This is a genomic window from Marinobacter sp. L-13, assembly GCF_056857715.1.
Map to the genome: position 1 here is coordinate 132,377 of NZ_JBSXNQ010000055.1, position 12,601 is coordinate 144,977.

15 protein-coding genes and 2 pseudogenes are annotated in these 12,601 nt (G+C 56.0%); 6 read left to right on the forward strand and 11 right to left on the reverse strand.

Features of this window, described 5'->3' with window-relative positions; translation table 11 throughout:
* Positions 1 to 97 precede the first annotated feature (97 nt).
* Positions 98 to 2,098, forward strand: a complete 2,001-nt coding sequence (locus tag AC13DD_RS11270) for a tetratricopeptide repeat protein (RefSeq protein WP_482931146.1) — start codon at positions 98 to 100, stop codon at positions 2,096 to 2,098.
* A 152-nt stretch (positions 2,099 to 2,250) separates the two neighbouring features.
* Here the strand turns inward: AC13DD_RS11270 and AC13DD_RS11275 are convergent, their stop codons facing one another.
* From AC13DD_RS11275 to AC13DD_RS11290, 4 genes are read right to left on the reverse strand one after another with little or no spacing between them, the layout of a single operon-like run.
* Positions 2,251 to 2,592, reverse strand: coding sequence for a HepT-like ribonuclease domain-containing protein (locus AC13DD_RS11275; RefSeq protein ID WP_008171322.1), 342 nt, complete (start codon positions 2,590 to 2,592; stop codon positions 2,251 to 2,253).
* A complete protein-coding gene (locus AC13DD_RS11280; RefSeq protein ID WP_008171320.1) occupies positions 2,582 to 2,905 on the reverse strand; it encodes a nucleotidyltransferase family protein in 324 nt (107 codons plus the stop codon). The genes AC13DD_RS11275 and AC13DD_RS11280 overlap by 11 nt, the downstream gene beginning before the upstream one ends.
* A 35-nt stretch (positions 2,906 to 2,940) precedes the next feature.
* A complete protein-coding gene (locus AC13DD_RS11285) occupies positions 2,941 to 3,330 on the reverse strand; it encodes a transposase (RefSeq protein WP_482931147.1) in 390 nt (129 codons plus the stop codon).
* Positions 3,320 to 3,505: a hypothetical protein gene (locus AC13DD_RS11290; protein ID WP_050898262.1), complete on the reverse strand. Its 186-nt coding sequence runs from the start codon at positions 3,503 to 3,505 to the stop codon at positions 3,320 to 3,322. The genes AC13DD_RS11285 and AC13DD_RS11290 overlap by 11 nt, the downstream gene beginning before the upstream one ends.
* A 505-nt stretch (positions 3,506 to 4,010) precedes the next feature.
* Between AC13DD_RS11290 and AC13DD_RS11295 the strand changes: the two are divergent.
* Positions 4,011 to 4,436 (forward strand): annotated as a pseudogene (locus tag AC13DD_RS11295) (tetratricopeptide repeat protein); the annotation flags it as partial.
* Here AC13DD_RS11295 and AC13DD_RS11300 read toward each other — a convergent pair.
* Together AC13DD_RS11300 and AC13DD_RS11305 are read right to left on the reverse strand one after the other, a co-directional pair.
* Positions 4,391 to 4,663, reverse strand: coding sequence for a type II toxin-antitoxin system ParD family antitoxin (locus AC13DD_RS11300; protein WP_482931148.1), 273 nt, complete (start codon positions 4,661 to 4,663; stop codon positions 4,391 to 4,393). The pseudogene AC13DD_RS11295 and the gene AC13DD_RS11300 sit on opposite strands and share 46 nt — an antisense overlap.
* Before the next feature lie 80 nt (positions 4,664 to 4,743).
* Positions 4,744 to 6,153: a plasmid pRiA4b ORF-3 family protein gene (locus AC13DD_RS11305; protein ID WP_482931149.1), complete on the reverse strand. Its 1,410-nt coding sequence runs from the start codon at positions 6,151 to 6,153 to the stop codon at positions 4,744 to 4,746.
* 291 nt (positions 6,154 to 6,444) lie between these two features.
* Here AC13DD_RS11305 and AC13DD_RS11310 point away from each other — a divergent pair, with 291 nt between their 5' ends.
* From AC13DD_RS11310 to AC13DD_RS11325, 4 genes and pseudogenes are all read left to right on the forward strand, one after another.
* Positions 6,445 to 6,684: a type II toxin-antitoxin system Phd/YefM family antitoxin gene (locus AC13DD_RS11310; protein WP_482931150.1), complete on the forward strand. Its 240-nt coding sequence runs from the start codon at positions 6,445 to 6,447 to the stop codon at positions 6,682 to 6,684.
* A 1-nt stretch (position 6,685) separates the two neighbouring features.
* Entirely contained in the window at positions 6,686 to 7,072 is a 387-nt protein-coding gene (locus AC13DD_RS11315) for a type II toxin-antitoxin system VapC family toxin (protein ID WP_273082713.1), read from the forward strand.
* 103 nt (positions 7,073 to 7,175) lie between these two features.
* Positions 7,176 to 7,358: a hypothetical protein gene (locus AC13DD_RS11320; RefSeq protein WP_405420609.1), complete on the forward strand. Its 183-nt coding sequence runs from the start codon at positions 7,176 to 7,178 to the stop codon at positions 7,356 to 7,358.
* Positions 7,331 to 8,406: pseudogene (locus AC13DD_RS11325) on the forward strand (tetratricopeptide repeat protein); the annotation flags it as partial. The gene AC13DD_RS11320 and the pseudogene AC13DD_RS11325, both read left to right, overlap by 28 nt.
* A gap of 344 nt (positions 8,407 to 8,750) precedes the next feature.
* Here AC13DD_RS11325 and AC13DD_RS11330 read toward each other — a convergent pair.
* From AC13DD_RS11330 to AC13DD_RS11350, 5 genes are all read right to left on the reverse strand, one after another.
* Positions 8,751 to 9,089 (reverse strand): endonuclease domain-containing protein, encoded by a 339-nt coding sequence (locus AC13DD_RS11330; protein WP_053112576.1) that lies wholly within the window; start codon positions 9,087 to 9,089, stop codon positions 8,751 to 8,753.
* A 298-nt stretch (positions 9,090 to 9,387) separates the two neighbouring features.
* Complete coding sequence (sbcB, locus tag AC13DD_RS11335) at positions 9,388 to 10,833, reverse strand: exodeoxyribonuclease I (protein ID WP_482931151.1); 1,446 nt, start codon at positions 10,831 to 10,833, stop codon at positions 9,388 to 9,390.
* Positions 10,834 to 10,881: 48 nt separating this feature from the next.
* On the reverse strand, positions 10,882 to 11,124 hold the full coding sequence (locus AC13DD_RS11340; RefSeq protein WP_273073129.1) for a DUF2442 domain-containing protein: 243 nt from the start codon (positions 11,122 to 11,124) through the stop codon (positions 10,882 to 10,884).
* The gene (locus AC13DD_RS11345; RefSeq protein ID WP_053112583.1) at positions 11,105 to 11,335 is read right to left on the reverse strand and encodes a DUF4160 domain-containing protein; all 231 of its coding nucleotides are present in this window, start codon (positions 11,333 to 11,335) and stop codon (positions 11,105 to 11,107) included. The genes AC13DD_RS11340 and AC13DD_RS11345 overlap by 20 nt, the downstream gene beginning before the upstream one ends.
* 60 nt (positions 11,336 to 11,395) lie before the next feature.
* Complete coding sequence (locus AC13DD_RS11350; protein ID WP_053112585.1) at positions 11,396 to 12,292, reverse strand: hypothetical protein; 897 nt, start codon at positions 12,290 to 12,292, stop codon at positions 11,396 to 11,398.
* Between the last annotated feature and the right edge of the window lie 309 nt (positions 12,293 to 12,601).

Consider the following 12,601-nt stretch of genomic DNA (forward strand, 5'->3'; position numbering starts at 1 on the left):
CACACCTTTCGCACCACCTCCCTCAAAGCACGGCAAACCGTCAAAAAACTGCAGACCTTTGCCGCTCCCAATTGCGGCTGTATTCACGAGGTGTCCCATGCAAACCAAGCATCAAGTCCAGGTATCCCAATCCCAACAGGCCCAGGTTGCCCGCCTGCTTCTGCAGGCCAATCTTGCCTACGGGGAGTCCAACAGCAATGGCCTCAGCCATATTCAGCGACTGAAGGCCCGGCAGGAATGCCGGGGTTATCTGAATGAAGCGCTGGCTCTGGAGCCGGAGAATGCCGGTGGCCTGGGGCTGCTTGGCCGTGTGGAGATGGACGACGGGCAGCTTGAGAAAGCCCACACCCTATTCAATGCCAGCCTAGACCATCAGCCGGGCCAGGCGCAGCAGTACTGCAACCTGGGTTACTGGGCCCTGAAAACCGAGCGGCCGGCACTTGCAGAGCAGTATTTCCTGCAAGCCCTGGACTGCGACCGGCAATCTGCCGCCGCTTTCTGTGGTGTTGCCCATTCCAAGCGGTTGCAGGGACAGTTTGATGTGGCCTACCTGCATTACCGCAAGCTGCTGGAAAGCGGCGCCGAATGGGATTCCGTATACAGCGGCATGCTGACCTGCGCCCAACACCTGGAAGTGAACAAGGCGGATTCCGCCCTGGCCCATGATGCTATCGCCCTTCTCCAGCGGGATGGTCTGCCACATCAGGAACTGGGCCGGTTTGTCAGCGCCATTATTCATCACCAATATGGCCTGGATAACCCGGACGCACAGATTTCCCTTGAGGCCGCCAGTGAAGACGATCTGCTTATCCTTGCCCTCCAGAAAACTCTGATGCCCAATCCTGCGGTGGAAGAGCTGGTTACCCTGCTGCGTCGGGCGATCATTGCCGAAGTAGCACAAACCGTTGAACTTCGGGACGAACTGCAACGGCTGACACTGGCCATCGCTCAATACGCCGACAGAACCGGCTATGCCCTGGCAGCTGAAGACGATGAAGAACGACTGGTCTCTGCCATCAACAACAGCATCCAGGCCCAGTTTGCCCTTGGCGAGGAGCAGGACGGACTCATCGGCTCACTGATGATCAGCGCCATGTACGGCGCCCTGTTCCACCAGCCCTTCGCGGTACAACTTGGCCAATGGAACCTCGTGGACTGGCCCCTGGCATTACAGCCCGTTCTGGCCGCCAGCTATTACGATCGGGCCGAAGACGAAGCCATCAAGCAGAATTTCGATGAGAAGGCCGAGGAGCTTTGCCTGGAGAAGACCGATGTTCCCCAAGCATGGCCGTCCTGGTCCCGGTTGGCCTATCGTACCGAAAGTAGCCTGAAAACCCTGATGGCCACTGAACTGGGGCTGGACGCCGAAAACCTCCCGGCCACTCTTCGCATCATGGTGTGCGGTGCGCAGTCCGGCCAGCGGGCGATGGAACTGGCCAGCTATCTGGACGATGTGGAAGTGATCGCAGTGGATGAATCCCTGGCCAACATCGCCAAAGCCACGCGCATGGCGAACGAGATGGGCATGGACAACATCGTGTTCTGGCCCTGGTCCATTGCCCAGCGTTTCGTGGCGGATGGCCACCAGGTGCACTGGATCGAAGTCGGTCGCCTGCCCTCACCGGCCATGACCACCCTGTCTCTGGCGGCTCTGGTTAACCAGGCCACCGGCTCCGGCGCCGTGGTACACATGCACACCGCCATTGCCGAGCAAACCTCCGGCGACAAACAGATTCGCAAACTGGTTGCCGAGCACAAGCTTCAACCCACCCGTCAGACGCTGCGTCAGTTACGCAGGATGGTTCTTGCCAACAGAAACGATGCCGCCTGGCAGGAACTGACCGCCGACGCCGATTTCTACAGCCTCGGCGGCTGCCGGGACAGATGGTTCCGGCCGCAGGACACTGCCCAGCTAAAAGATTTGATGGCGATGGCCAGCAACGAGGTGGAATGGAAGCTCGTAAAAGCGCGGGATGTGGATGGCCACAGCCTGGCAACCGGGCCGGTTCAGCAGCAGATTCAGGCGGAGGCTTTGGGCAGTGAGGTGCAGAGTCTGATGGGGCAGAATTTGAGTGTTTATTTTTTAAAGCGGCGGTGAATTAACTTCGGGCCTGGGGTGTCGGATTAGGCGAAGCCGTAATCCGACAAGAAAGCGCCTTATTCCAAAGCAAAAGGCGTGAACCCGGGGTCAGATGCAATTTTCCTCTACCCTCATTTTCGAGGCATTCGTCCAATATCAACTGTCGATGATTAATCAGCGCTCAGAGCTTCCCGCGCCTGATTCAAAACGTCATTCAGATTGCTTTCCACCACACCCCAAACAATCACTGGATCGATAGTCGCATAGCCGTGAATAAGCACGTTCCGAAATGCGATCATCTTTTTATAATCGACAAACCGCTCAGCCTCGTCCGGAGCAATCTTGTGTAACTTACCCATTGCCTCTCCGATGATTTCGAACTGGCGCTCAACAGCAGACTGCAACAACTCATCACTCAGATAATCGTCTTCACTGCTACCAGCAACAAAACGCTGAACCTTCTCAGCAGCTGCAAGAATATCGTAAAGGTACTTGAGAGCCTCACGCTGCATACAAGGAATGCCGCTCTTCAAGAACCGAGGCTCTGAAATAAGGGTTGGTCAAGGAGGACACAGTGACCAGATCCACGGAGCGAGAAAACATCACTTCAAGATCTTCTTTTAGCCCGAAAAACGCCTCAGCTTTTTGGGTGGCGGGTAAAGCCGGATCAAAATCCACAAGAAAATCCAGATCACTGCTCTCATTGAAATGCCCCGTAGCAGCAGAACCAAAAACACCAAACGACATTACCCGGTGCTTTTCACAAAGCCGCCGAATCTCGTCCTGTTTTTCTTTCAGCATCTCCAGTGCATTAAATGCGGCCATACTTTACTCAGTCGCTTACGGTATATGTCTGGAGTTTAAACCTTGCCCCCCAAACAATAAAGAAAGCGGCGGCCGGAACGGCCAACATCGGGGCGCTTGGCAATGAACCAGGATACATTTTGGCGATCTTTATGCTTATCCCGCTTTTGAATGCCAAGATAACCGGCATCACCGAACACGCGCTGCTCGTCACCGTGAAGAAGGTTGCCGGCGGACACGATGTCGTGGACATTGGCAGCGGTGGTATCGATGCTGTGGATCAAGCCGAGCGTATCGTCCACGCCGATATGCATCTTCATGCCAAAGTACCACTGGTTGCCTTTTCTGGTTTGTCGCATCTCAGGGTCGCGCTGGCCGCTTTCATTCTTCGTGGAGCTTGGTGCAGAAATGATGGAAGCATCCACAATGCTGCCTTCACGCAGCATGGTCGGCAGCGGATACGGTGGCCGGCCAGTCTGGCCCCTTGGGGTAATATCGGGCTACCTTCTTCTCCAACTGCTTCCACGGAATCAGCTTGTCCATCCGTTCCAGAAAAATCTCGCGGCGGGTTTTACGCTTCTTGTTCTGGTACTCGGCTTCGGAGACGGTAATCTGATCCATGGTGGTGATGAATCCTGTGCGGTTGACGATGGCCGTATTATCGCTGATTTTGAGACTTATTCAGAGTCTCCCTAAGTTCTTTTGAACAAGTTTAGATGGCCGGTCAGGTCAATCATGAAATCTGTCAATTTGCAGGAAGCGAAAACCCGCTTGCAGCAACTGGTTGCCCGTGCAGCCAAAGATGAGCCCTCCAAGTTATCCCCTCGGGCGACAGAGCTGATCGGCAATGAAGATAACCGCCTGTTTTTCAGTGCTGCCAGCCTCTGGAGACTGAGGGCTTCTTGCTACTTACCTCGAATGAGCTGGTGGCGCGCACCCGGGGCCTGTGCGGCTGGTCCAGGTAGACTGAGGACAAAACTTACCGCAGCCTTGGCAGGCCGATCACCCGATGGCTCGACTATGAACGGTGGAGTTTGCAGACCAATCTTGCCTATGGGGAGTCCAACAGCAATGGCCTCAGCCATATCCAGCGGCTGAGGGCCCGGCAGGAATGCCGGGGCTATCTGAAGCCGCCAGCGAAGACGAACTGCTGATCCTTGCCCTCCAGAAAACCCTGATGCCCAATCCTGCGATGTTTGCCCTTGGTGAGGAAAAGGACGGGCTCATCGGCTCACTGATGACCAGCGCGATGTATGGCGCCCTTTTCCACCAGCCATTCGCGGTACAACTTGGCCAGTGGAACCTGGTGGACTGGCCTCTGGCATTGCAGCCAGTTCTGGCCGCCAGCTATTACGATCGGGCCGAAGAAGAGGCGATCAAACAGAATTTCGATGAGAAGGCCGCGATGGTCACCGAACTGGGGCTGGGCACCGACAATCTCCCGGCCACCCTTCGCATCATGGTGTGCGGTGCGCAGTCCGGCCAACGGGCCATGGAACTGGCCAGCTATCTGGACGATGTGGAAGTGATCGCGGTGGATGAATCCCTGGCTGGTTTCTTTGCAGAAACTCTCAGTTCATCCATTGAACAAGTCCCTTTGCCACCGGCAAATCCCGCTGAAACGAGACTTTGTAACTGGTCGATTTTGTGCCGCCTGTCCCGATCTTTGCGGATCAGATCACGAACATAATCGCTGGTATTGGAATACCTACCAGATTCGGCCTGTTGCTCTGCCCAGGTTTTCATCGCATCGGGCAGGGATATATTCATCGTTGCCATAATTAAGCCCTCTAATGGTCAGATAATGGCAAAAATTGCCAAAGAATGCACCGCCACTACTTTGGAGCCAGCCCCGAAACTTATACTCTGGTAAATAGCCCCTCAAACAACGCCGTCCGCCGCATCATCTGCTCACCCTCACTCCGCAACCGTGCATGCTCAGGATCCAGCTCGATCAGGCCAAGTAGCTGGTACAGCGTCAACATTCTTGAGCGCATCGCAGATCGTGCCTGCTCCTCATCGCTCATGTAGACCACCGGGTAGGCGGCAAGCGGCAGCCGGGGAAAGGCCTTGAGCATGTCCTCCAGGTAGTCGTCCACCGGGCGCCACTGCTCGCCTTTCTCTGACAGCAGCCAGAAGCAGAATGGTGCGGTGTACTGTATTTCATCCAGGCCATCGTAGTGGTCCATGGAAGCCCAGCTGAGCCGCGAGAACGCGGTGGAGAGCAGATCCCTGTAAACCATTAACCAGCCTTTTTTCTCAAGCCTGGTTTCGGCGGTTTTTTTGAGTGAAAGTACACCTTTCTGCTTTTTGGTATAGCCGGCAATTTCCAGCAACACGCGGGTGAGAATCACGGCCAGAATGTGCTCCTCGGAGCGAATCGGAGAATATCTCGCCATCGGTGCCACAATCTCTTCTCCACCGTCTTCAATCATGGCCTTGACCTGTTTGAGAGGCAGGTTGCCCTTGCCGGTGAGGCGGATGCCCTTGCCTTTCATGGCCTCAACCAGAACTTTCGCCATCCGGATGACCGGCGCGGTGTCGAGTTCGCGGTTTACGGCTTCGGCATTGATCAGCGGCTTGAACACAGAGGGGCAATTCAGTGGGTTCTGCAGCAGCTCATAAACCTGGCTGGGGCTAAGGCCGAAGAAGTCTCTGGCCGGCGGGATATCGGGTTCGGATTCGGTTTCGGAAAACAGGGCATCCCGCTCGGCGAGCGCCTGGTTGATGTCATCAAGATCCACAAACTCCGGCTCGAACCATTCGCCACCCATCCACTCGCGCACTGCCACATGCTCCGGATGAGCGGCATCTTCCATGGCTTCCAGAAAATCGTAGAATCCGGGCAAGCCACCGACATCCTCTGGCGGGCACTGGCGCACGGCTTTTATGCAGCGGGGCAACGGCTCGCCCTGATCGCCCGGCAGGACCTTTTCAAGCCGTACCTCATGCTCCCAGCTGTCGCCGAAATCATAGTCATACGTCAGGGCCTGCCCTTCCTTGTTGAGCACAGCAGACACCGCCACCATGGTTTCATCCTGAAAATCCAGCATGCCATCGAAATCCTCCGCCGGATCACCAATCAACCGGTCATCACCCGCCTGAAACATATGCAGATGACAGGCCTGCCAGCCCATCGCCAACTGGATAATCCGGTGAAGATCCTGAAACGTGGTATCCGGCGCAATCAGCAACCGGCGCCAGATCGGCGGCCGGGCGCCGAGAAGTGATACTTTGAGTTGGTAGGCTTTGTTGGCTGGCGGGGGCATAAGGGCTCCGGTAGTTTGGGGTCCACTTCATGAGCACATTTCTAAACGCAATCATTGTACTTACGGCAAAGCTGGTTCAGTTCTCCGTGTCGATCCCTCAGGACACTTGGCAATCCGGATTTAGCCATTCCCGCTCCCTTATAAATAAGTCGCTTTCCCAAAAGTCTAACCCACACCTTCCCGGCACTCTACCCTGTTGCGGCATTGCCTAATCAGAAATGCGCCGGAAGGTAGCCCAACTACCTCGCCAGTGATAGACTAAGTTCAAAGACCTAAGTCTATGGAGGAAAAATGGAATCCGTCAACATGCACGAAGCAAAAACCCGCCTGTCACAACTGGTGGCCCGTGCCGCCAAGGGCGAGGCATTCATCATCGCCAAAGCGGGAAAGCCGGTTGCCCGTGTAACCGCTTACGATTCCCCGGAAGCGGGCCAGCAAAGAAGGCTCGGCTTTCTGGCGGGTGAATTCGCCGTGCCGGACGATTTCGACCGGATGGGGCAGGAGGAAATAGCCGAAATGTTCGGAGCCTGAGGTGAACCTGCTTCTGGATACCCACATTCTGCTATGGGCAGCGGCCGAGCCGGATAAGCTGTCACCCGAGGCGGCAACCCTGATCAGCAACGAAAGCAACCGCCTGTATTTCAGCGCCGCAAGTCTTTGGGAAGTGGTTATCAAGAATGGGCTGGGCCGACCGGATTTTCACGTTGATCCGCATCTACTGAGGCGTGGCCTTATGGATAACGGCTACCTGGAATTGCCGATATCGTCGCAGCACGCACTTGCCGTAAGCCACCTTCCGGACATACACAAGGATCCTTTCGACCGGATTCTGGTCGCCCAGGCAGAGACAGAGGGTTTCTTGCTACTTACCTCCGATGAGCTGGTTGCACGCTATCCGGGGCCTGTTCGGTTGATTTAGAGAACTGGCACACCTTTCGCAACACCTCCCTCAAAGCACGGCAAACCGTCAAAACTGCAGACCTTTGCCGCTCCCAACTGCGGCTGTATTCACGAGGTGTACCATGCAAGCCAAGCATCAAGTCCAGGTATCCCAATCCCAACAGGCCCAGGCTGCCCGCCTGCTCCTGCAGGCCAACCTTGCCTATGGGGAGTCCAACAGCAACGGTCTCAGCCATATCCAGCGGCTGAAGGCCCGGCAGGAATGTCGGGGCTATCTGAAGCCGCCAGCGAAGACGAACTGCTGATCCTTGCCCCCCAGAAAACCCTGATGCCCAATCCTGCGATGGAAGAGCTGGTTACCCTGCTGCGTCGGGCGATCATCGCCGAAGTCGCACAAACCGTTGAACTTCGGGACGAACTCCAGCGCCTGACGCTGGCCATTGCCCAGTATGCGGACAGAACCGGCTATGCCCTGGCAGTTGAAGACGATGAAGAACGGCTGGTCTCTGCCATCAACGACAGCATCCAGGCCCAGTTTGTCCTTGGCGAGGAACAGGACGGACTCATCGGCTCACTGATGACCAGCGCCATGTACGGCGCTCTCTTCCACCAGCCCTTCGCAGTGCAACTTGGCCAATGGAACCTCGTGGACTGGCCCCTGGCATTGCAGCCCGTTCTGGCCGCCAGCTATTACGATCGGGCCGAAGAAGAGGCCATCAAACAGAATTTCGATGAGAAGGCCGAGGAACTCTGTCTGGATAAGACCGATGCTCCCCAGGCATGGCCGTCCTGGTCTCGGTTGGCCTACCGCACCGAAAGCAGCCTTAAAACATTGATGGCCAACAGGTGCACTGGATCGAAGTCGGTCGACTGCCCTCCCCGGCCATGACCACCCTGTCTCTGGCGGCCCTGGTTAATCAAGCCACCGGCTCCGGCGCTGTAGTGCACATGCACACCGCCATTGCCGAGCAAACGTCCGGCGACAGACAGATTCGCAAACTGGTCAGCGAGCATAAGCTCCAACCCACCCGCCAGACGCTGCGCCAGCTCCGCCGGATGGTTCTCGCCAACCGAAACGATACTGCCTGGCAGGACCTGACCGCCGACGCCGATTTCTACAGCCTCGGCGGCTGCCGCGACAGATGGTTCCGGCCGCAGGATACCGCCCAGCTGAAAGAGTTGATGGCTATGGCGAGTAATGAGGTGGAATGGAAGCTCGTGAAAGCACGGGATGTGGATGGCCACAGCCTGGCAACCGGACCGGTGCAGAAGCAAATTCAGGCGGAGGCACTGGGCAGTGAGGTGCAGAGTTTGATGGGGCAGAATTTGAGTGTTTATTTTTTGAAGCGGCGGCGATTTGGATTGTGGAGGCCAGGACGCTTCCGCCTCTCCGCCTCTCCCCCTCTCCCCCTCTCCCCCGACCCCTCTCCCGCCAGGGGAGAGGGGAGATTAGGGGTACAGAAATGAGGACAACACCATCAAAGCCCCTCTCCCCCGGCGGGAGAGGGGTTGGGGAGAGGGGAGATAATGGGTAAAGATATGAGGAGAATACCAGCAAAGCCCCCCTCCCCTGGCGGGAGAGGGGCTTTACTAACAGAAGTCCTGCACCCCCAGTCCCTCGCGGAGAAGGCTTTGCCCAGCAAAAGTACTGCAGCCCGAGCCCTTGCGGTAGAGGGGGTGGTTAAATTGTTACTCCTTCATTCCCCTCGGCCTTCAACTGCTTTGTGAATAACCGAGAGCACCACATCGGTCTGTCGTAGAATCTCGTGGTTCCAGAACCGAAGCACCCTATAACCCTGCGCTTTCAACCAAGCGTCTCTTCGTTCGTCAGTTGCTGACTCACTGTGCTGCCCACCATCAGCCTCAACGATGACTTTTGAACCGAAATGCACGAAATCCACAATAAAGGGTCCCAACGGTTGCTGTCGGCGGAAGCGTTTTCCATTGAGTCGGTAGGCACGGAGGTGGAACCAGAGGCGCCTTTCGGCGTCGGTCATATTTTTGCGGAGGTGTTTGGCGAAGGTTGTTTGGTTCATGGTTCGTCCCTGGGTTTGTGGTGGGCTTCCTGCCCGTTTTGCGGGGGATGCAATGGTCTCGCGCTCGATACCCCCCCTCTCCCCCGGCCCCTCTCCCACAAAGGGGAGAGGGGGGCTTTTGGATCAAATTCTCCGGATGACTCTGCCTTGCCCAACTCGCAGGCCAGCACAGAGGCGAGATTCTTAATCAAATCTCCGAGCAACTCCATTTAGCCCCTCTCCCCTCGCGGGAGAGGGGTTGGGGAGAGGGGGGGGGCAAGCCCTTACGGCGGCTCCAACGGAGCCAACATCCTTATCCTCAGATATAAGGAATCAAAGATTCCCCATACAAATGCAAATCCTCCAGGATATGCCGCCGCTCCGGCGTCAGTTCCGGGTCCGCCGCCAGGCGCTGTAGCTCCTGAGCATACGCCTCCAAAGACCGCCAGCCCTTCTTGGGATGCATTAGCCTCTGGCTGCGAAACTCCTCCCATCGCTCCAGCTCCTCACCCATCAGGCTGCCCGGATAATTCCTGGCCCGATAGCGAAACAGCAGCTCCTGCAGGCGATCATCTTCAAAGGTCACATCCAGCTCGCCGAGTGTTTCCACCGGCTGCTCCAGCACCCAGTTCAGCTTCTCGCGGTCGGTTTTGCTGATAAAACCGCCAGCATAGAGCTGTTCGTCCGGGTCTGTGAGGTCGCTTTCGTGGGGCTGGTCGAAGGCCTCGGCAATCCTGGCTGGTAGATCCGGAGCCTTGCGCAGCATGGCCAGGTTGGCCCGCAAAGTATCACCATCCAAGGCCAGTTCTTCCAGGCGTTCCTGTGAAAGGGTGGAAAGCATGTTCGCTGGCGCCAGCACCGGGCATTTGTTCAGCTGCACCCCTTTCAGCGGAAAGCGGCTCACTCCCTCCCCCAGTTCCGCCTGGGAAGTAAATACCCGCTCACGGATTTGTTCAGCACTGGCGTTGATCAGCTCGGCGGGGTCCTCGCGCAGGTCGTAAACAATCACCAGATTCTTGTTGGTGGGGTGCTCGGCCACCGGAGCCACCAGTGCGCAGCAACCCCGGCTCGCCGGGTACTTGGCGGATATGTGGAACACCGGCTTCATAGTGGCCGTATCCAGCATGGCCCGTGCCGAGTGTTTGTCCTTGTTCTGCAGCACAAAATCAAAGAGCTTTGGCTGTTTCTCCTTGATCAGTCTGGCTACCGCAATGGTTGCCTCAACATCCGACATGGCGTCGTGGGCCGCTTCGTGGGCGATGCCGTTGGCAACGGTCAGCTCCTCCAGCTTGAAACTGGGGCTGCCATCTTCCTTCCGGGGCCAGTTGATACCCTCCGGGCGTAGCGCATAGGTCAGGCGCACCATATCGATGATGTCCCAGCGGGAATTGCCGTTCTGCCATTCACGGGCGTAGGGATCACGCAGGTTGCGGTACAGGGTATGGCGGGTCACTTCGTCGTCGAAACGCAGGCTGTTGTACCCCACCGCACACGTACCGGGCTGGCTGAAGACCTCGTTGATCTGGGTAATAAACTCCGCTTCCGGGAAGCCGTCTTCCAGCGCTTTCTGAGGAGTAATACCGGTAATCAGGCAGGCCTCCGGCGATGGCAGGTAATCGTCTGCCGGTTTGCAGTAAATCACCAGCGGCTCTTCAATGATGTTGAGATCCGCATCCGTTCGCACCCCGGCAAACTGGGAAGGCCTGTCGTGAACCGGGTCTACCCCGAAGGTTTCGTAATCGTGCCAGTAAAACGAGCGGATCAAAACAGAAGCTCCTGCGTTCGCGAAATCGGGGTCAGGGGGGAGGGACAATCAGGCAGCACTTTGCCGGGCTTTAACCGACAACATCGCCTCAATACTCAGGTGATAGTCGATATCTTCCCACTCGATGCCTGTTGCATCACAAATGAAACGATACTTGCGAAATTCCTCAATCGAGGCGCGCTCCAGCTCTGGATACCAATGAATAGGTGTCGATATCACGCGGCCGTCCTCCAGCTCTACGTGGAGATGGCGATCGTCTATATGAACGGATTTACCCTTCAAACCAGGCATTCCAACGCTCCAGAAACTCCGACCTATGGCTTTCAATAATTCCAAGGCAGGCTCGCAGCTCCTGATGTTTCAGTGAACTGTGCACCACCTTTAAATCACTTAACTGGATTTTAGCCCATCGCTCGCCTTTAAGTACATGGACGTGCGCAGGCCAGTGATCGTTGGCGTAAAAGAAGAACTTGAAGCCATTCAGGTAAAGAAGGGTTGGCAATGATCACTCCATGATCCCATGAGCCAAAACTTTTATTCGAAAACAAAACGAGAGACACCCTTAAAAGAGCTGCTTACCCATGTCATTGCGGTGGGTCTGCAATCGCTGCACGCCCTGGGTTATCAATTGGTCCATATCAACCGTCATGCTCGTGGGCAGGTTGATGAAAACACCCTGCTCGGCGCTGATCACGTTGGCGCCATCAGGGCTTTGCCAATTTACATCTTCCCGCTGAAAACCGATGAAGAAATCATTGGTGAAATCGGTAACGCCATCCGTGCCCTCTTGACCAACAATAAGGGATTGCAGACGGGTCAGGGGCGCACAGTTAGTGGCCGCACCTGAAGTGCAGTCAGCGGGAGCAGCAGCAGGATCGACTATCCCAATATGACTGGCGCGGCGACGAGTTGGTTGGGCGTTTTGATCCATCAGCGTGGCGTCGTATATCGTGCCGGACCCATCATCAAGTTTCAGGCCAATATCGCCACTGAAACTGCTGGTCAGCGAGGAAACCGACCCTCTCGCCTGCCCGAACCCCATACGAAAGCCAGAAAGCTTACCCTCTGCAGGGTCTTCCGCCAGCTCGATATAAGGTTTGAACGCCTCGAAATGAACAGTATCTCCGGCACTATAGGTACGGCCGTTGAACTGCTTACCGTCATTGCGGGCAATATGCCCCAGCGCAACGTGCTGGGCGGCAAAGTCCACGCCTCCGTCGATTTCGCCGGCTGTCACATCGTCGATATTGACTCGGGTCTCAACATCCATCCCTAGAGTCATTCGGGTAAACTGAAGCCCATCGACCCCACCGTCAATGTTCTCGATCTGCATAAAAGCCTGCCCGGTCACCTCACCCATTCTTTCCTCAGAAATGGGCTTCAGCTCGGCCTGGGCAACGGGCGCAATACCCAGGCAGAACAGGGTGACGGCAGCGTATCCATACGCCTGCTGTCTCATAATTTTGCGTCTCTGAAATAGTATTATTTTTGAGTCAGTTTCCGACGCCCGACTCCACTGCAGCCCGGTTTATTTTTGATTTTCCGGTGCTCACAGGCGGCAGGGTTTTGCATTATTTTTTATTTGCCGCAAACACACTATAACCAAGGCAGATCGGCCAATAGAGTGAGCAGAGTCACAATCACCGTTTACAATTCAGTAATACTCAACCAACTTTGAATACAGTCACAAAACCTTTGGCCTATTATACTTACAGCCTCTTACCGAATGTTACGAATGCTGTAGCAAACGTGTACACAAAGAAGACTG